Source organism: [Mycobacterium] fortunisiensis, from assembly GCF_019050325.1.
GTDB classification, from domain to species: domain Bacteria; phylum Actinomycetota; class Actinomycetes; order Mycobacteriales; family Mycobacteriaceae; genus Mycobacterium; species Mycobacterium fortunisiensis.
This window is the reverse complement of the sequence record NZ_VOMB01000021.1, coordinates 78,539-99,279: the sequence shown is the minus strand read 5'-3', so window position 1 is coordinate 99,279 and position 20,741 is coordinate 78,539. Positions and strand designations below refer to the sequence as shown.

The following is a 20,741-nucleotide window of genomic DNA, read 5'->3' as shown; positions in this document are numbered from 1 at the left end:
GGCGTTGTCTCCCTTGGCCTCTCGGTCTGCGTCAATCTTCGATGACGATGGCTTGCTCAGGGCAGGAGTGCGCGGCCTCGCGGACCGCGTCTTCCTGATCCGCGGGTACCACGTCGGAAACTGGTGACGCGTGACCGTCGACGTCGTCGAGGACGAACGAGTCCGGCGCGATCATCGAGCACAGCGTGTGGCCTTGGCAGCGGCTGCCGTCGACCGAAACCTTCACTACGCCAACTCCTTTCAGTTCATCTGGTACGGCGTCACACGTGGTAGTCGTACCACTTGAGGTAGCCACCGGCGTCGACGCGCAACTGCATACCGGTGACGTAACGGGCCTCGTCGGAGGCCAGCCACAGCACTGCATTGCTGATGTCCTCCGGCTCGATGAAGTTGACCTTCATGGCCTGCTGGACACCGAACACCGGCTCGGCATCGGCACGGGTCGGGTTCTCCAGATCCGGCCGGAACGAGCGGTACATCGGCTCGCTCTGCAGCATGTTGGTGTTGCAGTTGGTGGGGTGGATGACGTTGGCCCGGATGCCGCGCACCGCCAGCTCGGTGGCCAGCGCATGGACATACTCCGAGATCAGCCGCTTGGAGATCATGTAGCCCATGCCACCCGGGTCGGCGCCCGGATTGGGCTTGCTGTGGGCGTCCATCAGCGCTGCGGCCGAGGCGGTCGCGATGATCGAGGCGCCTTCGGTCAGGTGCGGAAGCGCGACCTGGATGGCGTTGATGGTGCCGACGAAGTTGGTGTTGATGCCGTCGGTCCAGGCCTGCATCGCGGGCTGGCCTTTCATCGCGGCGACGCCGGCCTGGGCCACCACGATGTCGACCTTGCCGAACTCGGCGAGCCCGGACTCCAGGGCGCCCCGCAGCTCGGCCTCGTTGCGCACATCGGCCTGGGCGGTGACGATGCGCCGGCCGGTCTTCTCGACGTACTTCTTGGTCTCTTCGAGGTCGTCGGGGGTGGCCATCTTATAACCGACGGTGTCGTAGTCCTTACAGATGTCGACCGCGATGATGTCGGCGCCCTCTTCGGCCAGCCGGATCGCGTGGCTGCGACCCTGACCGCGGCCCGCGCCGGTGATGAAGGCGACTTTCCCGGCAACCCTGCCTTCTCCGCTGTTTCCCACGTTTGTCCTTTCGCTTCAATATGTTTCGTGTGCGTCGCGCACGGGTCAGGTGTTACGGCCGCCGTTGACACCGAGGATCTGGCCGGTGATGTAGCCGGCCTCTTCGGAGGCGAAGAAGGCGACGGCAGCGGCGATGTCTTCGGGCTTGCCCATCCGACGCACCGGGGTCTGCTGAATCTGCTTGTCGGTGTCGCCGAGGAAGCCCTTGCCTTCGGCCTTGCGCAGCATGGGGGTGTCGATGAAGCCGGGCGGTACGGCATTGACGGTGATGCCGCTGGGGCCCAGCTCCAGCGCCAGGCTCTTGGTCAGGCCGTTCACCGCGGATTTCGCCGCGACGTAGGGCGACATGAACGGCTGTCCCGAATGCGTGCTCGACGACGAGATGTTGACGATCCGGCCCCAGCCGGCTTCGAGCATGTCGGGCAGTGCGGCCTGGATGCAGTGGAAGACGCCGTTCAGGTTGACGTCGATGATCTGCTGCCACTTGTCGAAGGACAGGTCGCTGAAGCGTTTGAAGCAGTCCAGCCCGGCGGCGTTGACGAGCACTGAGATCGGACCGAGTTGGGCGCGCACGTCACCGAGGGCGGCGTCGACGGCGGCGCGGTCGGTCACGTCGGCCACATGGGCGAACTCATCATCCGAGGGCTGCAGATCCAGGGTTGCGACGTGCAGGCCGTCGGCGCGCAACCGGGCGGCGATGGCCGCCCCGATGCCGGAGCCTCCTCCGGTGACAACGGCATTCTTCATGACAGTTCTCCGGCCGTTGGGCGGAACCGGGGTCTCTCAGTGCTCAAGAATCATCCTTCCGATTATGAGAACCGTACTCTCGGACCTGTATGCACCGCAAGATCCGCGCACAACCTGCGTGCCGTTGGCTCAGGTGCCGGATCTGCAGCGAATAGGGCATGACTAGCCAATCTATCTTTCACTTGAGTTCTCATCGAGCGAATGTATGATTCGCCGGTGATGAGAATGCAGTTTCCATCACAGTAGGGAATCGCCTGAGGAGGATGATGCAGGAAGCGCCCACCATCGCGGAGGACCAGCGGGCTGACCGGAAGTTGTTGATCGGCGGAGAGCTGCGCGAGACGCCGCGGACGTTTCCTTCCGTCAATCCGGCTACCGGAGAGGTCTTCGGCCACGCGCCGGATGCCACCGTCGCCGACGCCGAAGCTGCGGTCGCCGCGGCCCGGCAGGCGTTCGACACCACCGACTGGTCCACCAACACCGAACTGCGGATCCGTTGCCTGGAGCAGCTGCACCGGGCCCTGGTCGAGCATCGCGACGAATTGGCCGAGCTGACCACCACCGAGGTGGGCGCCACCGCGGCGCTGTGCGCCGGCGCGCAGCTGGACCAGCCGATCGACATCGTGCGGTACTACGCCGAGCTGCTCAAGACCTACCCGCTGACCGAGGATCTCGGAAACATCGAGAGCCGCGGCATGCAGCATCACCGGTGGGTGGAGAAGGAAGCCGGCGGCGTCGTCGCCGCGATCATCGCCTACAACTACCCCAACCAGCTGGCGCTGGCCAAGCTCGCGCCGGCCCTGGCCGCCGGATGCACGGTGGTGCTGAAATCCGCTCCGGACACCCCCCTGGTCACGCTCGCCCTCGGTGAGCTGATCGCCAACCACACCGACATCCCGGCCGGCGTCGTCAACGTGCTGTCGGGCGCCGACCCCGAGGTGGGCGCGGTCCTCACCACGAGCCCGGACGTCGACATGGTCACCTTCACCGGTTCGACGCCCACCGGCCGGCGCATCATGGCCGCCGCCAGCGAGACCCTGAAGAAGGTGTTCCTGGAACTCGGCGGCAAGTCGGCCGCGATCGTCCTCGACGATGCCGACTTCAACACCGCCGCGCTGTTCTCGGCGTTCAGCATGGTCACCCACGCCGGTCAGGGCTGCGCGCTGACTTCGCGGCTGCTGGTGCCGGCCAAGCACAAGGACGAGATCGTCGAGCTGATCAAGAACAACTTCGGCCTGGTTCGCTACGGCGACCCCACCGATCCCAAGACCTACATGGGTCCGCTGATCAGCGAGAAGCAACGCGACAAGGTCGACGGCATGGTCAAGCGCGCGGTCGAGGCGGGAGCGACGCTGGTCACCGGTGGCGAAAAGGTCGACCCCGGCTACTTCTACACCCCGACGCTGCTCGCCGACGTCGACCCGGACAGTGAGATCGCCCAGGAAGAGGTCTTCGGACCGGTGCTGGCCGTGATCGCCTACGAAGACGACGACGACGCGGTGCGCATCGCCAACAACTCCATCTACGGTCTGTCCGGCGCGGTGTTCGGCAGCGAGGACCGCGCGCTTGCGGTCGCGCGCCGGATCCGGACCGGGACGTTCTCGATCAACGGCGGCAACTACTTCAGTCCGGACAGCCCGTTCGGTGGATACAAGCAGTCGGGTATCGGCCGCGAGATGGGCACGGCCGGACTCGAGGAATTCATGGAGTCGAAGACGTTCGCCCGGGTGTTGTCATGACCGGCGGGCAGGAGCGAAGCGACCGGGGGAATGTGACCGGCCCGTTGGAAGGCATCCGCGTCCTCGAGGTCGCGATGTACGGCTTCGTCCCCTCGGCCGGAGCGGTGCTGGGGGAGTGGGGCGCCGACGTCATCAAGGTCGAGCACGCCGTCACAGGTGATCCACAACGCGGCCTGCGTCAGACCGGACCGCTGCGGGTCGAGGGCGACCCGAACCCGAACATCGAGCACGCCAACCGCGGCAAGCGCAGCATCGGGCTGGACATGTCGGTGCCCGAGGGGCGCGAAATCCTGCTGGAACTGGCGAAGAAGGCCGACGTCTTCCTCACCAGCTTCCTGCCGGGACACCGGCAGAAGTTCGGCATCGACGTCGACGACATCCGCGCGGTGAATCCGAAGATCATCTACGCCCGCGGCAGTGCGCTGGGGCCGCGTGGCGAGGAGTCGGTCAAGGGCGGCTACGACATGACCGCCTTCTGGTGCCGGGCCGGTACCGCGGCAACCATCACCCCGGCCGGGATGGAGGGCATGATCGCCCCGCCGGGACCGGCCTACGGTGACACGATCTCGGGCACCAACCTGGCCGGCGGGATCGCCGCGGCGCTGCTCAAGCGTGAACGGACCGGGGAGCCGTCGGTCGTGGACGTCTCGCTGCTCGGCAGTGGGCTGTGGTCGATGGGCCACACGGTGGCGCTGACCCAGCACCTCAACCAGCTGATGGTGACGCCGCCGCCGGGTGTGCACGGCTCGCCGATCAACCCGCTGGTCGGGCTCTATGGGACGGCCGATGACCGCTACATCTCCTTCGTGATGATGCAGCCCACCAAGTTCTGGGCCGACGTCTGCCGGCACATGGACCTGGAGAGCTACATCGATGATCCGAGGTTCGCCACGGCCGAGTCGTTCGCGGAGAACACCCCCGATGCGGTCGAGATCCTCACCGAGGCGATGAAGAAGCGAACTTTGCCAGAGTGGAGTGAGCGATTTGCCACGCTGGCCGGTCCCTGGGCGCCCGTGCAGGACACCCTGCAGGCCGCACAGGATGCACAGATCCGGGCCAACGAATACCTCGTGCAGGCGGGCGAACTTGAGTTGGTGGCCAACCCAGTGCAATTCGACGTGTCGGCGCCGAGCACCGGGCCGGCGCCGGGCTTCGCCGAACAGACCGACGACATCCTGGTCGAACTGGGCCTGGATTGGGATCGGATCATCGAGCTCAAGACCGCCGGCGCGGTCACGTAGGTCGCCGCCGCAAATGCCTCTCTCCGCTTCCGTCGTGAACCGCCCGCCGTGGACTGCGTGCAGCGCAGCCCACGGTAGGGACGTCGTCGCGGGGCGGCGGAGCAAAGGCCTCCGCCCCAATTGTCAACTAGCCGAGCAAGTTCTGCGTTGTTTGCCCTCGCAACACATCACGAGTCCGATAGCATCAGGAACCCGGGGGGCGGTCACGCGGACAAGTCTGTCCGGCTTCACCGTTGCATGCGGTGAAGCGAACGATCCATCGAACGTAGGAGGTGCCTCGAATGTATGACGGCACCTCGCACGTGGCGGTCGGCATGAAAGGCATTGCGGTGCAACCGGGTTCGGTCGATCCGGTAGGGCATGACCTCCCGACCGGCCGGTTGGCCGGTGCCGGGTCGGTGGTCGTGGCATGACCCGGCTCGGCCTGCATGACGCAAAGTACGCACCAGACCTGTTCGCGCAGCCGCGCGGTGAAGCACTTAACATCGGCGCACCGACGGTGGTGTCGGCAGTAACGAGCCTGGAGGGACCACTGGTCAATGGCAGATAAATGGTCGACCGGAGTCTCGCTGGCACGCAACCTGTCGGGGCCGATGCAGGCCGTCGGCGCGCTGTTCGCGATGTCGCTGGATGCCATCCGGTTCATCTTCAAACGGCCGTTTCAGGGGCGGGAGTTCCTGGAGCAGTGTTGGTTCGTGGCGCGGGTGTCGATGGCGCCGACGCTGTTGGTGGCGATCCCGTTCACCGTGCTGGTGAGCTTCACACTCAACATCCTGCTTCGTGAGCTCGGCGCGGCGGACCTCTCGGGTGCGGGTGCGGCGTTCGGCGCGGTGACTCAGCTCGGTCCGATGGTGACGGTGCTGATCGTGGCCGGCGCCGGTGCCACGGCAATGTGCGCCGATCTGGGCTCACGCACGATCCGCGAAGAGATCGATGCGATGGAGGTCCTGGGCATCAACCCGATCCAGCGTCTGGTCACGCCGCGCATTCTGGCCTCGGGCCTGGTGGCACTGCTGCTCAACAGTCTGGTGGTGATCATCGGCATCCTGGGCGGCTACGTGTTCTCGGTGTTCATCCAGGACGTGAACCCGGGTGCGTTCGCGGCCGGCATCACGCTGCTGACGGGTGTGCCGGAGGTGGTCATCTCGTGTGTCAAGGCCGCGCTGTTCGGTCTGATCGCCGGGATGGTGGCCTGCTATCGCGGCCTCACGATCAGCGGTGGTGGCGCCAAGGCGGTGGGCAACGCGGTCAACGAGACAGTGGTGTACGCCTTCATGGCGCTGTTCGTGATCAACGTGGTCGTCACGGCCATCGGTATCCGGATGACGTCGGGATAGGCGGCAGACATGGGCACAATGACGATCTTGAGGTCGACCTATCCGCGGGTGACCCGGCAGTTCAACAAGCCGGTTTCGACGCTGAGCCGGATTGGCGACCACACCCTGTTCTATCTGCGGGCGCTGGCCGGCACCCCGCACGCGGCGATGCACTATCGCAAGGAGCTCGTTCGGCTGATCGCCGAGATCTCCATGGGAGCAGGCACTTTGGCCATGATCGGCGGCACCGTGGTGATCGTCGGTTTCTTGACCCTGGCTACCGGTGGTGTGCTGGCCATCCAGGGCTATTCCTCGCTGGGCAACATCGGCATCGAGGCGCTGACCGGATTCTTGTCGGCATTCATCAACGTACGCATCGCCGCGCCGGTGGTTGCCGGGATCGGGCTGGCCGCCACATTCGGTGCCGGCGTGACCGCCCAGCTGGGCGCCATGCGGATCAACGAGGAGATCGACGCGCTGGAGGCCATGGCCATCCGCCCGGTCGAATACCTGGTGTCCACCCGCATCGTGGCCGGGATGATCGCCATCACCCCGCTGTACGCGATCGCGGTCATCCTGTCGTTCCTGGCTTCGCAGTTCACCACCGTGGTGCTGCTCGGGCAGTCCGGTGGTCTCTATAACCACTACTTCACGACGTTCCTCAATCCGATCGACCTGTTGTGGTCGTTTCTGCAGGCCATCCTGATGGCCATCACCATCCTGCTGATCCACACCTACTTCGGCTACTTCGCCTCCGGCGGACCGTCGGGGGTCGGGGTGGCAGTCGGCAACGCCGTACGCACCTCACTGATCGTCGTGGTCTCGGTGACCCTGCTGGTGTCACTGTCGGTCTACGGCTCCAACGGAAACTTCAACCTGTCGGGTTAGGGAGAAGAGTTGACACGAAACGTCGGTCCGGGCCCAGCCCACCGGTCCGAAACCACAAGTACCGCAACGCCGGTGGCAGCTCGTGCGGGGCGCAGCTTTGGCGCGCGGAGTTCAGCGAGACCGCTGGCCGGTCTGGCGACGGTTGCCGTGGTAGGCCTGATCATCGCCTTGGCGATCGCACTGTTCCGCGGCAGCTTCACCAAGACCGAGCCGATCACCCTGATCTCGGATCGGGCCGGCCTGGTGATGAATCCCGACGCCAAGGTCAAGATGCGGGGCGTGCAGGTCGGCACGGTCAGCTCGATCGAGCAGCGGGCCGACGGCAAAGCCGTGCTCCACCTTGCGATGAATCCCGCGCAGCTGCACCTGATTCCGGGCAATGTGCAGGCCGACATTGCGTCGACCACGGTGTTCGGCGCCAAGTACGTCCAGCTCGTGCCGCCGGACAATCCGTCGGCAGAACGGCTGCGTCCGGGGCAGACCCTGCAGGGCGACCACGTCACGGTGGAGATGAACACCGTGTTCCAACAACTCACCAACGTTCTGGACAAGATCGACCCGGTGAAGTTGAACGAGACCCTGGGCGCGCTGTCATCGGCCTTCTCCGGTCGCGGCGAGGCGATGGGGCAGTCCCTGGTTGACTTCAACGCGGTCCTGAAGAAGATCGAGCCGAGCCTGCCCAATCTGACCCGTGACATCGAGTCCATGGCGGCGGTGTCGACGGCCTACGGTGACGCCGCGCCGGACCTGCTCAAGACGTTCGACAACACCAACCGGCTCAGCGACAGCATCGTGGCCGAGCAACAGAACCTCGACAACTTTCTGGTGAGCTCGATCGGTCTGGCTGACATCGGTAACGACGTGATCGGCGGCAACCGGCAGGCGCTGAGCACCACACTGAACCTGATGCTGCCCACCACCAATCTGCTCAACGAGTATGCCCCGGGTCTCAACTGCGCGCTCAGGGGTATGGTTGTCGCGAAAAACCAGCCGCCGCAGCCCGATCCCGGCGTGCTCGTCAACGTCGCCTTCACCCTGGGCATCGAACGCTACCGGTACCCGTCGAACCTGCCCAAGGTGGCGGCCAAGGGCGGACCGCACTGCATGGGCCTACCCGACATCGGTTTCGGCAACAAGGCGAAGTACCTTGTCGTCGACACCGACGCCAACCCTTGGCAGTACGGCAACCAGGGCATCCTGCTGAACTCCGACGGCCTCAAGCAGATCTTGTTCGGCCCGCTGGATGGTCCGCCACGTAACACCACACAGATCGGACAGCCGGGATGACCCGCGGCAGAAGCACATTCATCAAGTTCTCGGCGTTCGCCGTCGTGATGGCCGTTCTCACCGCGTTCCTGTTCATGACCTTCTCGGAATACCGTGGTGGCTCCTACTCGGGGTATTCGGCCGTCTTCGGCGATGCCTCCCGACTGGAGGCAGGCGACTCGGTGCGCGTCGCCGGGGTCCGGGTCGGAACGGTCAAGAAGGTGTCACTGCAACCGGACAAGTCTGTCCTGGTCGACTTCGACACCGACCGGAGCGTCGCGTTGACCACCAGCACCAAGGTCGCGGTCCGCTACCTGAACCTGGTGGGTGACCGCTACCTGGAGCTGATGGACAGCCCCGGGTCGACGAAACTGCTGCCGGCCGGATCCCAGATCCCCAAGGACCGCACCGCAAGTGCACTCGACCTCGATCTGCTGCTCGGTGGACTGCGGCCGGTAATTCAGGGCCTCAACCCGCAGGACGTGAATGCGCTGACGTCGTCTCTGATCCAGATCTTCCAAGGTCAAGGGGACACCTTGGATTCGCTGATGAGCAAGACCTCGTCGTTCTCGAACACGTTGGCCAACAACGATCAGGTGATCCAACAGCTGATCGACACCCTCAACACCGTTGTGGGCACCCTGGCCAAAGATGGCAAGAAGTTCGACGGCACTGTCGACCGGCTCGAACAGCTGATCAGCGGTCTGTCGGAGGATAGGGACCCGCTGGGTACCGCGGTCACCCAACTCGACAACGGCACGGCTTCGATCGCGAGCCTGCTCACCGAAGCGCGGCCGCCGCTCAAGGGCACGGTCGAGCAGCTGAACCGGACGGCGACGTTGCTCGACGACCACCAGATCGTCCTGGACCGTGGCTTGCAGAAAGCTCCTGACAATTTCCGCAAGCTCGCCCGGCTAGGTTCGTATGGCAGCTGGATCATGTACTACATCTGCGGTCTTTCCTTCCGCGTCACCGACCTCCAAGGCCGGACCGCGGTGTTCCCGATGATCAAGCAAGAAGGCGGGAGGTGCGCGGAGCCCTGATGCTTAAGTACCGCGAATCCAATCTCATCAGGGCAGGCTTCATCGGCGTCATGCTGATGATCCTGGTGATCGCCGTGGGGTTGCAGCCCGAGCGGCTGTTGCAGTGGGCCTCCTCGGTGCGTCACCAGGCGTTGTTCACCGAGGCCGGCGGCATCGCCGTGGGCAACGACGTGACCCTGTCGGGTATCAAGGTCGGCTCGGTCACCGATGTGTCGCTGCAGAACGGCGATGCGCTGATCACCTTCACCACCGAAGGCAAGTACGCGCTGGGGTCGCTGACAACCGCGCACATCCGCACCGGTTCGCTGTTGGGCGAGCGGGTGCTGACCCTGGAATCCGACGGCAGCGGCACACTGCGCACCACGGACGTGATCCCGACCTCGCGCACCTCGTCGCCATACTCACTGACAGACGCGGTCAGCGATCTGACCACGAACACCGAAGGCACCGACACGTCGTCGCTGAACCAGTCCCTGGACACGCTGTCGGCGACGATCGACCAGATCGCCCCCAAGCTGGGACCGACATTCGATGGTCTGAGTCGGCTGTCGAAGTCGATCAATGGCCGTAACGAGAGCCTGGCCAGCCTGTTCAAGAGCGCCAGCGATGTGACCGTGGTGCTCTCGGAGCGCAGCCAGGAGCTGAATACGTTGATCCTTAACGCCAATGACCTGCTCGGTGTGCTCAACGACCGGCGCCAGGCCATCGTCGACCTGCTGGCGAACACCTCGGCGGTCGCACAGCAGCTGTCGGGGCTGGTCGCCGACAACGAGGCACAACTGGCACCGACACTCAAGCGGCTCAATTCGGTGACCGCGATGCTCGAACGCAACCGGGACAACATCACCAAGGCGCTGCCGGACATGAAGAAGTTCCAGTTGTCCCAGGCCGAAACGTTGGCGAACGGTCCGTACTACAACGCATATGTGCCGAACCTGCAGCCCGCGCAGCTGCTGCAGCCGTTCATGGACTATGCGTTCGGATTCCGACGTGGCACCAACGCCGGGCAACCGGCCGACAACGCCGGACCGCGTGCGGAGCTTCCGCTGCCCTACAACGGAATTCCCGGAGGTTCACGCTGATGAGTCGCAATCGACTTGTGAGGTGGCTTGCGGTGGCGCTGGCGGGGCTGCTGGTAGTGGGCGCCGCAGTGGTGTTGCGTCAGCAGTTCTTCGGCCAGAAGTCCATATCCGCGCTGTTCACGTCAGCCACCGGTGTGTACCCGGGTGACGATGTTCGGGTGTCCGGGGTCAAGGTCGGCACCATCGAATCGATCAAGCCGGAGGGCACGCAAACCCGTGTGACCCTCAAGGTCGACCATGACGTGCCCATCCCGGCTGACGCGAAAGCGGTGATTGTCGCCCAGAACCTGGTCGCCGCCCGCTACGTACAATTGGCTCCGGCTTACCGGTCAAGTGGTCCGACCCTGCCCGACGATGCGGTGATCGGTCTGGACCGCACCGCCGTCCCGGTGGAGTGGGATCAGGTCAAGGAACAGCTCATGCGGTTGGCCACCGACCTTGGACCGCAGAGTGGGGTGGACGGGACGTCGGTGTCCCGATTCATCGACACCACCGCCAACGCGATGGCCGGAAACGGTGACAAGCTGCGGCAGACAATTTCGCAGTTGTCCGGGGTGGCCCGCATTCTGGCCGAGGGCAGCGGCAACATCGTCGACATCATCAAGAACCTGCAGACCTTCATCACCGCGCTGCGGGACAGTAACGAGCAGGTGGTGCAGTTCCAGAACCGGCTGGCCACCCTGACCAGCGTGGTCGACGGCAGCCGGTCGGATCTCGATGCGGCGCTGACGAATCTGTCGGTGGCCGTCGGCGAGGTGCAGCGGTTCGTCGCCGGAACTCGCGATCAGACCTCCGAGCAGGTGCAGAGGCTGGCCAATGTCACCCAGACCTTGGTGGACAACAAGATGAACATCGAAAACCTCCTGCACATCGCGCCCAACGCGTTCATGAACGGGTACAACATCTACAACCCCGACACCGGTAGTGCGGTGGGCCAGTTCGTCTTCCACAACTTCTCTAACCCGCTGGACTTCGTCTGCGGTTCGATCGGCGCGATCGAGAACACCACGGCACCGGAAACCGCCAAGCTCTGCGCGCAGTACCTGGGTCCGGCGTTGCGGCTGTTGAACTTCAACTACTTGCCCTTCCCGATCGATCCGTACCTCATGCCGTCGGCGAACCCGGAGAACATCGTCTACTCCGAGCCGGGCCTGGCGCCCGGTGGCGGGGGAGGCTCGCCCGAGCCGCCGAACCTACCCCCGACGATCTCGGCCTACAACCCCGGCCCGCCGCCGCCACCGCCGTTCACGGGCCGGCCGCCGGGTACGCCTCCTCCCGGTGCCCAGCAGATGCTTCCCGGAGGCGGGTACTACCCACCGAACATGCCCAACACGGTGTCGGACATGCTCAATCCGACCGGTGTGCCCGGGCCTCCGCCCGGTCCGCTTGCCGCCGAGGCGCCAGCAGCACCACCACCACCTCCTGAGGCGCAAGTGCCTCCGGGGCCGGCAGAAGGGACGCCACCCGCATGATCAGTGGTAAGCCACTGCGGCTGGCGATCGCCACCGCGTCCTGTGTCGCGTTGATGACCAGTGGCTGCGCTTTCCAGGGCGTCAACTCACTGCCCCTGCCCGGGGCGGTGGGGCGGGGCGCGGACGCTGGCGTCTACCACGTCGAGATCGCGAATGTGGCGACGCTGGAACCGAACTCCCCAGTGTTGATGAACGATGTCGTGGTTGGCAGTGTGCGTAGTCTGGCAGTGCGAGACTGGCACGCCGAGGTCGAGTTCTCGGTGAAGCCTGGTGTCGTGGTGCCGGCGAATGCCGTCGCCAGCATTGGCCAAACCAGCCTTCTCGGTTCGATGCACTTGGCGATCAATCCGCCGGCCGGGGAGGCGCCGCAAGGGCAACTGTCGCCGGGAGCGACGATCCAGCTCAACGACTCGTCGACGTACCCGACGACCGAGCAGACGCTGTCCTCCCTCGCTGCCGTGGTGAACGGTGGTGGCCTGGGACAGTTCGGCGACATCGTCCACAACTTCAGCACTGCCCTCAACGGACGCGAGGCCGACTTCCGGGATCTGCTCACCCGGTTGGACACGTTTGTCGGCGCACTCGATGCGCAGCGTGACAACATCGTCGCCTCGATCCAGGGTCTGAACCGGTTGTCGTCAACCTTCGCCGGGCAACGCGACGTGATCACCCGTGCGCTGGAGAAGATTCCACCGGCACTGGATGTGTTGATCAAGGAGCGGCCCAGGTTCACCACCGCCCTGCAGAAGCTGGGCACGTTCAGCGCCACTGCCAACCAGTTCGTCAACGAGTCACAGGCCGACCTGGTGGGTAACCTGCGCAACCTGGAGCCCGCCCTCAAGGCGCTGGCGGATGTGGGTCCCGAACTTGCCGGGGTCCTGGAGTACGCCACGCACTTCCCGTTCACCCAGAGCTTCATGGACCGGGCCATCCGCGGTGACTACTACAACCTGTTTGCGACCGTCGACTTCACCATTCCGCGCCTCAAACGGAGCTTGATGCTGGGGACGCGGTGGGAACAGGAAGACGCGGAACTGGTTCCGACATACGGTGACCCGCCCTATCTCAACTACACCTACGACCCGCTCAAGACCGGGGTCGAGCCGCCTCCACCGGGTGCTTTCCCACCGGAGCCGGGACCCGCCGCCGCGCCGGCACCGCCGCCTCCGCCCACGTTCAATGGCCCGGTGCTTCCGGTGTCGCCGCCGGCACCGATGAGCTTGCCCGGCGGGGCGGCTCCGCCGGCCCCGATGAATGCGTCCGCGCCCGATTCCACGATCTTCGCGGGACCGTATGCGGCCCAAGCTGGTTCACCGCCGGCGACGCCTGCGCCACCGGCTCCGCCGACTACTGAACAGACGACAGGGGGTGGCGGGTAATGCTCACACGCTTTATCCGGACTCAGCTGATCATCTTCACCGTCGCGTCGGTGGTCGGTGTGGCGGTCATGCTGTTCGCTTACATGCAGGTGCCGACGCTGCTCGGGATCGGCCGTATCACGGTCAAGATGGAGCTGCCCAGCACCGGGGGCCTGTACCAGTTCAGCAATGTCACCTATCGGGGCTCGCAGATCGGCAAGGTGACCTCGGTTGAGCTGACGGAGAACGGTGCCGAGGCGACGCTGTCGTTGGACCGCAATCCGAAGGTGCCTGCCGACCTGACCGCCGAGGTGCGGAGTATGTCGGCGGTGGGCGAGCAGTACGTGGAGTTGTTGCCGCGGACCAACTCCGGGCCATACCTAGACAACGGCTCGGTGATCGAGGTGTCGGACACCAAGGTCCCCCAACAGGTCGGACCGATGCTGGACCAACTCAGCAAGCTCGTGGACACCATCCCGAAGGACAAGCTGAGCCAGCTCCTCGACGAGTCGTACAACGCGTTCAACGGCACCGGCTATGACTTCGGTTCGCTGTTGGACTCAGCGTCGACCATCACCAAGGACGCCAACGCAATCTCGGACCAGACCCGCACCCTGATCGATGACTCGGTCCCGTTCCTGGATGCGCAGGCGCAGACCACCGATTCGATCCGGACCTGGGCTGCCAGCTTGGCCGGGATCACCGGACAGGTCGCCGACAATGATCCAGAGGTCCGGACACTGCTGCGCAAGGGCCCGGGTTTCGCTCAGGAGACCTCCAAGCTGCTCGAGCAGATCAAGCCGACCCTGCCGATCCTGCTGGCGAATCTGACCACCTTCGGGCAGATCGGTGTGACATACAACCCGTCGATCGAGCAGCTGCTGGTCTTGCTGCCGCCATATGTGGCGCAGATTCAGACCTATCTGCCGATCAATAATCCGACAGGTCTGCCCAACGGCGAGTTTTCCCTCGGACTCGGTGATCCGCCGTCGTGCACGGTCGGGTTCCTGCCGCCGTCGTCGTGGCGGTCTCCGGCAGATACAACGGTCATCGATACGCCGGACAACCTCTACTGCAAGCTGCCCCAGGACTCGCCGATCGCGGTGCGCGGCGCGCGGAACTACCCCTGCATGGGGCATCCCGGTAAGCGTGCTCCGACGGTCGAGCTGTGTAACGACCCCGAGGGTTTCCAACCGATCGCGCAGCGTCAACATGCCCTCGGTCCGTACCCGCTCGACCCCAATCTGATTTCCCAGGGTGTGCCGCCGGACTCGCGAGTACTGCCGGATGCCAACATCTTCGGGCCGCTACAAGGGTCGCCGCTGCCGCCCGGGGTCGGCGCACCACCGCCCGGGGCAGCCCCGCAACCGCAGCCGGCGCCGAGCTTCGCCGGGACCGGCCCGGGTCCTCTGCTACCGGGGCAACCGCTGTACCTGGAGCCACCGGTTCCGGGTCAGCCGCCTGCGCCTGCACCCGATCCGAACGCGGTGCCAACTCCGCCGGCCGACCTGCCGAGTGCGACCGAGATTCCGTCGGTCCCGCATGGGGAAGGCCAAGCGCCAGGGCCGGCACCCGCACCGAGTTTTGCGCCGAGCGCGTTCAACGGCGGCACCGCCGACGAGCCATCGGTGGCGATCGCCGAGTACAACCCGCGGACCGGGGAATACATGGGTTCAGACGGAAACATGTACCGGCAGGCGAATCTCGCGTCGGCGCCGAAGTCGTGGCAGGACCTGATGCCCACCTAGGCCTCGCCTAGGCCATCAGGTGCAGGACCAGCGCGGAAAAGGGGAAAGGCCACGGTCGCCCGTGGCCTTTCCCCTTTGCTGTCTGGCCTTTCGCTTTCGCCTGGCGCTTGGTCAGCCGAAAGCGCTAGATGGGCTTCATGTAGAACGGCATGCGGATGGCAGGCCACTGGTTGCGCCCACACGAGCCGCTCGGACCGGTGGTCTGGTCCTCACCGGTGTACTCGCTGGCATTGACATCGTAGCGGCCATCCCAGCCGACCGGATAGATCTTGAAGATCTTCAGGCCCTCGACGGGCGTGCCGTCGGCGCAGAACCGCCAGTTGGGTACTGTGCGCTTGACGTACCACAGTCCGTTCGTGGTGTAGATCGGTGCGGTCCACCCCTCGTCGCTGTTCACCGTCCCGGTGCACTCGGTGGGGGAGATGCACTGGGTGCTGATGGTCCAGGTGCTGCGCGTCGAGGGCTGATCCTCATAGCGCTCATTGACTTTCGCCCAGTCCCCATTGGAGGAGGTGGCGAACGTACCGTTGATGCCCCATTGCTCGGAGGCGCCGGCGGGGCTTGCGCTGCTCAGGCCGATTGTTGCGACGCCGGCAAGAATTGCCGCGCTGGCGCGCGCCTTGGAGGCCGACATGTAGCTTCTCCTTCTGGGCACCGATATTGTCATTCTCAAGTGCGGAGAATATCACTATCGCCTGGCTGTCTCGTCAGGATTGGCTCGATCGTGGCGAGGCGCCGGGCCGTTCTGGGCGGAGCTGCGTAGCAATATTCTCCAAAATAGAGAGTTTAGTTACCACCTGTGCGAAAGTAGTGACGTGCGTGTGACCATGGTGGCGGCCGCTTCGATGATTGTCGCCGGAATGTTGAGTGCTCCGCAGGCAAATGCGGGACCACAGACGTGCAATGACGCCTTCTGCGTGCCCGGCATCAACCCGAACGCCGTCTTGGGTGCGCCGTGCGACAACACGTCCTATTACGTGTTCGGAGTCGACGCCCGCAACAACTGGGGCAGGTTGGTGTTCTGTGGATCGCCGCGTCGCTATGAGCCGAGGTGGTTCCGTTCTCCGCCGATGGCCGGTATACGCGAAGAGAACAGCCTGTGCCTGGAACAGCAGTACATGGTGGCTCAGGCGCCCGACGGACTGTTCCTGAGCTGTGTGCCGATGAACGGTGAAAGCCGTTGGCGCCGCGGAGATGCCTGAGACCTAGAACGAGTAAACGCCTGAGGCGACGTGAGAAGCGTGCCTCAGGCGTTTGCCGTTGTCAGAGCGGCTTTTATGGTTGCGACGTTGGGCTGGCAGCGTCTACCAATTGCGGATCGAACACAGCGCGCCCTTGGGGCCGCTGTTGGTCTCGACGACCACTCCGTCAACCGCGAGTTCGCAGTTGAACCCCGGCGTCGGGAAACCGGGTGCCTCGCCGCTTTGCACCAGGACCAATGCCCAGAGGTCCGGGTCGGCAAGGTTTGCCTCCAGTACCCACGGTTTGTCCGGCCCGATGTCGGCGTCGGCCCGCGGGCTGAACTGATACGGATTGTGGCTGTAATCCGAGAATATGGCCGGTTCAGTGTCGCGGTAGTAGATGTGAGCCCAGATCGGGCCATCCGCTGTCACGGTGTAGCGCACGTGGTGGAGCGGCGGACCGGGCGGCTCCAGGTCGTCGGCGAAGGCCGGTGCGGCCGCGACGAAAGCGCCTGTCGCCATCGTGGCGGCCGTCGCGACGGCGAAAACTCGATTCGTCAGGTGGCGCATCGGTCACATCCTCGACAGGGTGAACGGGTAGGTGAACGAACCTCCGGGAGTGCCGTCGCAGCCGGCGTCGAACGAGGAGACCATCTCACCCGCAAGAGTGTTGGCATCCCAGTTGTAGACGTCGTGGGTCGGGATCGTGGGCCCGTAGTAGATGTCACCGCAGCGCAGGCCGAACGGATCGTCGATTGTCATGGTGTAACGGCCGTCAACGAGAACGGCATCCGCGCTGACATAGGCGGCCTTGGCGACCGGTTGGGGGACGGTGAGGACGGTGATGCAGTCCCGTCGCTTGGAAAAGTCCGGGTTTTTGCACGGCGTGATCGCTGACCAGATCCAGGTGTGGAAGTCCCGGCGGTCCGGCATGTGCAGGGCGTAGTTGCCGAAATACATGGCCTGGGAGGGGGGTGCCAGGGCGATTGCAGTCCCCAACCCGAGCGCGGCGCTCAACGCCATGCGGATCAAGCTGGACCTCACACACACCTCCATGGATCGCACTGGTCGGCTGACTATAGAACGAGACCGGACGTCGCCGTGCCGAAACCGGAATCTCGTCTTCGCCAGTGAGATTGTCATTCTCGCAATCGGAGATTAACAAACTCGGCGAAGACGAGATCCGCGGAATCGCCTCTCAGACCGATGGGTTACTTGACCGGGTTGAACGTGATGTGCAGGTCGGTCAGGCCACGCAGGATGAAGGTCGGCTCGTAGTTGTAGCGCCGATCGTCGGCCGGGCCGTGGAACTCCTCGTCGATGCCGATGTCGGACATCCGGTCCAGGATCCGCTCCAGCGACACCCGGCCTTCGACGCGGGCCAGCGGCCCGCCCGGGCAGCTGTGCACGCCGCGGCCGAAGGCGATGTGCTCGCGGACGTTCTTGCGATCGAGGCTGAAGGTGTGCGGATCTTCGAAGCGGACCGGATCACGGTTCACCGCGCCCGGGCACACCATCATCGTGGTGCCGGCGGGGACGTCGATGTCGCCGAGCTTGGTGTTCTTCTTGGCCAGCCGGAACTGGCTCTTGACCGGGGCGTCCATCCGCAGTGCCTCCTCGACGAAGGTCGGGATGCGGCTGCGGTCGTCGCGCAGGGCCTGCTGGATGTCGGGACGGTCGCCGAGCACCCGCAGTGACGCGGAGAGCAGCTTGGTGGTGGTCTCCTGGCCCGCGGCGAAGAGGAAGGTCGCGGAACGGACCACCTCGATGACCGGCGGGACGGAACCGTCGGGGTAGTTCGCCGTGGCAAGGGCGGTCAGTACGTCGTCGCGGGGTTCCTTGCGCCGGTCTTCGAGGTACTTGATGAATTTCTCGTCGAGCCATTCCAGCGGGTTGCTGGCCACCAGGTCTCCGTCGAGCGAGCCGACCTGCGCTCCGGGACGGGGTGCGCCCAGCACCGTCCGGAACTCCTCGTGGTCTTCCTCCGGCACACCCAGCATGTCGGCGATGACCAAGAGTGAGAAGGGCTTGGCGTAGGCACTGAGGAATTCGCACTTGCCGTCGGCGATGAAATCGTCGAGACACTGATCGGCCAGCCGCCACATGAAGTCCTCGTTCTCCTTCAGCCGGCGCGGCGTCAGCAGCCGGTTGAGCAGGGAACGGGCATCGGTGTGCTCGGGCGGGTCCATGGTGACCATGTGCTCGAACATCGGCATCTGCGGGCGATGCGCGGTGATCTGTTCGGTGATGTCGTCGCCCTCGGGGGTGAACGGCAGCGGCGGGAATGGGCCGGCCACCGCGATGCACGACGAGTAGGTGTCGGTGTCCTTGAGGACGGTGGTGGCCTCCTCGAACCCGGTGATCGCCATGACGCCGTAGTTCGGTTCCTTCACCACCGGGCACTTGCTGCGCAGATGATCGAAGTACGGGTGCGGGTCGGGCACCAGTGCGGGATCGGTGAAGTAGTCGACGGTGTCGTAGTCGGTGGTGCCGGAATCGGTCATGGTGGGCTGCCTTCCGAAATCGATATGCGCTGCGGTGGTTTCGCGACGGGCTGCACCGTGCGAACAATTTGCGAAAATTGCTGAGCACCTGCTTAGCATGACGCTACAGTCGTGGTCAAGATCACGCGACGCAGGGGCGATTACGATCGCCCAAGACGTCGTCGGGGGCAGGCGATAAGGAGGACCGGGTATGGCATCGGCGCGAAGAATCGGGGCGCCGGACGCGAAGAACCGGGTGGTGCTCCTCGATGCTGCTGAGCAGCTGATGATCGAGGACGGCTACGCCGCGGTGACCTCGCGACGCGTCGCCGAACGGGCCGGTCTCAAGCCCCAGCTGGTGCACTACTACTTCCGCACCATGGACGACCTGTTCTTGGCCGTGTTCGTCCGCCGTGCCGAGGAGGGGCTTGCGGTCCAGGCCGAGGTGCTGAAGTCCCCGCAGCCCCTGTGGGCGCTGTGGCGGCTGGGTACCGACCCCAGTGCGACCCGGCTGACCATGGAGATCATGGGGCTGGCCAACCACCGCAAGGCGCTGCGCGCGGAGATCGGCCGGTACGCCGAGGTATTCCGGGCCGCCGAGACCGAGGCGATCACGGCGGCGCTGGACCGCTACGGCGTCGACGCCACAGAGGTCCCGCCGGTGGTGTGGGCCTTCTTGGCCGCCAGTGTGTCGCGGGTGATGGTGATGGAGCAGGCGTTGGGCATGTCGGCGGGGCACGCCGAGGTGTTGGCGTTCTGCGAGGACTGGCTGCGCCGGCTCGAAGGCGAACCGCAACCGCTTGAGCTGCCGGCCTGATTTCTCCGCGAGAAGACGCGAAAGCACCCCAAAACCTGCCGTCCGGGGTGCCTCCGCGTCTGCTCGCACAGGTGAATCAGAGCGAGAGGATGGTCGCCGAGGCCGTGCCCGGAGCGCCGTAGACCTGAGCCAGGCCGACCCGCGGGTTGCCGGGCACTTGACGTTCGCCGGCCTCGCCACGCAACTGGCGGACCAACTCGTGCATCTGGCGTAGACCCGAGGCCCCGATCGGTTCGCCGTTGGCGATCAGACCGCCGTCCGTGTTGACCGGGATCGAGCCGCCGATCTCGGTGGCGCCCTCGGCCAGCAGCTTCTCCTGCTCGCCGTCCTTGCACAGCCCGGTCTCGGCCATGTGGATCACCTCGGCGCCGGCGTCGGTGTCCTGCAGCTGGGCGATGTCGACATCCTCGGGCCCGATGCCGGCGATTTCGTAGGCAGCCTTGGCGGCGTACACCGTCGGCGCCACGTCGGATTCCGGCGGCGCCGAGGTGGCGTGCACCTCGTAGGCCCCGAACGTCCGGGTCCGGATCTCACTGGCCCGCACGTACACCGGCTTGTCGGTGAACTTGTGCGCGATGTCGGCGCGGCACATGATGACCGCGGCGGCACCCTCGTCCGGGGCGCAGAACATGTACTGGGTCAGCGGGTAATTCAGCGCGGGCGAGGCCAGGATCTCCTCGACCGAGATCGGCTTGCGGCGGAACGCATTCGGGTTCTTCTCACCGTTGCGGAAGTTCTTGTTGGCCACCCGGGCCAGGGTTTCCTGGCTGATGTTGTGGTCATGGATGTACTTGTTGGCCTTCATACCGAAGAACTTCGTGGTGACGAACTGCCCGTTCTGGGCGTACCACTGCGGCAGGGCCAGCTTGGCCGGGTCGTCGGTGAACGCGCCGCGCGGGTGCTTGTCCAGGCCCACGGCGACGCCGATGTCGTACTTGCCCAGGCGGATGGTGTCGGCGGTCTGCTGGATGGCGCTGGCCGAGGTGGCGCAGGCGTTGAACACGTTGGTGAACGTGATTCCGGTGAGCCCGACCAGACGGGTGACCGAGTCCGGGTTGGACACCTCGTAGCTGCCGCCGAAGCCGAACTGGATGTCCTTCCACTCCACGCCGGCGTCGGCCAGCGCCAGCCGGATGGCCTCGGCGCCCATCTGCACGGCGGGCTTGTCGAAGCGGCCGAACGGGTGCAGGCCGACGCCGATGATGGCTACATCGTTGCTCATGT

General features: G+C 65.0%; 21 protein-coding genes. 13 read left to right on the top strand and 8 right to left on the bottom strand.

Features of this window, described 5'->3' with window-relative positions; translation table 11 throughout:
* Positions 1–31: 31 nt before the first annotated feature.
* From FR943_RS18995 to FR943_RS18985, 3 genes are read right to left on the bottom strand one after another with little or no spacing between them, the layout of a single operon-like run.
* Positions 32–226 (bottom strand): ferredoxin, encoded by a 195-nt coding sequence (locus tag FR943_RS18995; protein WP_217159800.1) that lies wholly within the window; start codon positions 224–226, stop codon positions 32–34.
* Between the two features lie 34 nt (positions 227–260).
* Positions 261–1,136 carry a mycofactocin-coupled SDR family oxidoreductase gene (locus FR943_RS18990; protein ID WP_217159799.1) on the bottom strand — a complete coding sequence of 292 codons (876 nt, stop codon included), beginning with the start codon at positions 1,134–1,136 and terminating at the stop codon, positions 261–263.
* A 45-nt stretch (positions 1,137–1,181) separates the two neighbouring features.
* Positions 1,182–1,883 carry an SDR family NAD(P)-dependent oxidoreductase gene (locus FR943_RS18985; protein WP_217159798.1) on the bottom strand — a complete coding sequence of 234 codons (702 nt, stop codon included), beginning with the start codon at positions 1,881–1,883 and terminating at the stop codon, positions 1,182–1,184.
* 266 nt (positions 1,884–2,149) lie between these two features.
* On the opposite strand from FR943_RS18985, the gene FR943_RS18980 reads away from it, so the two are divergent.
* The 11 genes from FR943_RS18980 to FR943_RS18935 all read left to right on the top strand — a co-directional run bounded on the left by FR943_RS18980 (position 2,150) and on the right by FR943_RS18935 (position 15,036).
* Positions 2,150–3,622 carry an aldehyde dehydrogenase family protein gene (locus FR943_RS18980; RefSeq protein WP_217159797.1) on the top strand — a complete coding sequence of 491 codons (1,473 nt, stop codon included), beginning with the start codon at positions 2,150–2,152 and terminating at the stop codon, positions 3,620–3,622.
* Positions 3,619–4,863 carry a CaiB/BaiF CoA transferase family protein gene (locus FR943_RS18975; protein WP_217159796.1) on the top strand — a complete coding sequence of 415 codons (1,245 nt, stop codon included), beginning with the start codon at positions 3,619–3,621 and terminating at the stop codon, positions 4,861–4,863. Before FR943_RS18980 ends, FR943_RS18975 begins: the two co-directional genes overlap by 4 nt.
* 281 nt (positions 4,864–5,144) lie before the next feature.
* The gene (locus FR943_RS26690; RefSeq protein ID WP_275957468.1) at positions 5,145–5,276 is read left to right on the top strand and encodes a hypothetical protein; all 132 of its coding nucleotides are present in this window, start codon (positions 5,145–5,147) and stop codon (positions 5,274–5,276) included.
* Between the two features lie 126 nt (positions 5,277–5,402).
* On the top strand, positions 5,403–6,200 hold the full coding sequence (locus FR943_RS18970) for an MlaE family ABC transporter permease (protein ID WP_217159795.1): 798 nt from the start codon (positions 5,403–5,405) through the stop codon (positions 6,198–6,200).
* Positions 6,201–6,209: 9 nt separating this feature from the next.
* Positions 6,210–7,067: an MlaE family ABC transporter permease gene (locus FR943_RS18965; RefSeq protein WP_217159794.1), complete on the top strand. Its 858-nt coding sequence runs from the start codon at positions 6,210–6,212 to the stop codon at positions 7,065–7,067.
* A 72-nt stretch (positions 7,068–7,139) separates the two neighbouring features.
* Complete coding sequence (locus tag FR943_RS18960; protein WP_308170607.1) at positions 7,140–8,354, top strand: MCE family protein; 1,215 nt, start codon at positions 7,140–7,142, stop codon at positions 8,352–8,354.
* A complete protein-coding gene (locus FR943_RS18955; protein ID WP_217159792.1) occupies positions 8,351–9,376 on the top strand; it encodes an MCE family protein in 1,026 nt (341 codons plus the stop codon). The genes FR943_RS18960 and FR943_RS18955 overlap by 4 nt, the downstream gene beginning before the upstream one ends.
* A complete protein-coding gene (locus tag FR943_RS18950; RefSeq protein ID WP_217159791.1) occupies positions 9,376–10,458 on the top strand; it encodes an MCE family protein in 1,083 nt (360 codons plus the stop codon). The genes FR943_RS18955 and FR943_RS18950 overlap by 1 nt, the downstream gene beginning before the upstream one ends.
* Positions 10,458–11,930, top strand: a complete 1,473-nt coding sequence (locus tag FR943_RS18945) for an MCE family protein (protein WP_217159790.1) — start codon at positions 10,458–10,460, stop codon at positions 11,928–11,930. Before FR943_RS18950 ends, FR943_RS18945 begins: the two co-directional genes overlap by 1 nt.
* On the top strand, positions 11,927–13,309 hold the full coding sequence (locus FR943_RS18940; protein WP_217159789.1) for an MCE family protein: 1,383 nt from the start codon (positions 11,927–11,929) through the stop codon (positions 13,307–13,309). Before FR943_RS18945 ends, FR943_RS18940 begins: the two co-directional genes overlap by 4 nt.
* Positions 13,309–15,036, top strand: coding sequence for an MCE family protein (locus FR943_RS18935; protein WP_217159788.1), 1,728 nt, complete (start codon positions 13,309–13,311; stop codon positions 15,034–15,036). The genes FR943_RS18940 and FR943_RS18935 overlap by 1 nt, the downstream gene beginning before the upstream one ends.
* A gap of 124 nt (positions 15,037–15,160) precedes the next feature.
* Here the strand turns inward: FR943_RS18935 and FR943_RS18930 are convergent, their stop codons facing one another.
* A complete protein-coding gene (locus FR943_RS18930; protein WP_217159787.1) occupies positions 15,161–15,670 on the bottom strand; it encodes an Rv2253/PknI dimerization domain-containing protein in 510 nt (169 codons plus the stop codon).
* Positions 15,671–15,881: 211 nt separating this feature from the next.
* Between FR943_RS18930 and FR943_RS18925 the strand changes: the two genes are divergently transcribed.
* Positions 15,882–16,238, top strand: coding sequence for a hypothetical protein (locus FR943_RS18925; protein ID WP_217159959.1), 357 nt, complete (start codon positions 15,882–15,884; stop codon positions 16,236–16,238).
* Between the two features lie 102 nt (positions 16,239–16,340).
* Here FR943_RS18925 and FR943_RS18920 read toward each other — a convergent pair whose 3' ends face one another.
* The 3 genes from FR943_RS18920 to FR943_RS18910 form a co-directional block, all read right to left on the bottom strand.
* Positions 16,341–16,787, bottom strand: a complete 447-nt coding sequence (locus FR943_RS18920; protein ID WP_372448185.1) for an Rv2576c family protein — start codon at positions 16,785–16,787, stop codon at positions 16,341–16,343.
* Between the two features lie 3 nt (positions 16,788–16,790).
* The gene (locus FR943_RS18915; protein WP_217159957.1) at positions 16,791–17,273 is read right to left on the bottom strand and encodes a hypothetical protein; all 483 of its coding nucleotides are present in this window, start codon (positions 17,271–17,273) and stop codon (positions 16,791–16,793) included.
* A 155-nt stretch (positions 17,274–17,428) separates the two neighbouring features.
* Positions 17,429–18,721 carry a cytochrome P450 gene (locus FR943_RS18910; RefSeq protein WP_217159786.1) on the bottom strand — a complete coding sequence of 431 codons (1,293 nt, stop codon included), beginning with the start codon at positions 18,719–18,721 and terminating at the stop codon, positions 17,429–17,431.
* Positions 18,722–18,911: 190 nt separating this feature from the next.
* On the opposite strand from FR943_RS18910, the gene FR943_RS18905 reads away from it, so the two are divergent.
* Entirely contained in the window at positions 18,912–19,517 is a 606-nt protein-coding gene (locus FR943_RS18905; RefSeq protein WP_217159785.1) for a TetR/AcrR family transcriptional regulator, read from the top strand.
* 76 nt (positions 19,518–19,593) lie between these two features.
* Here FR943_RS18905 and FR943_RS18900 read toward each other — a convergent pair whose 3' ends face one another.
* Positions 19,594–20,739 carry a thiolase family protein gene (locus FR943_RS18900; RefSeq protein ID WP_217159784.1) on the bottom strand — a complete coding sequence of 382 codons (1,146 nt, stop codon included), beginning with the start codon at positions 20,737–20,739 and terminating at the stop codon, positions 19,594–19,596.
* Positions 20,740–20,741: the final 2 nt, after the last annotated feature.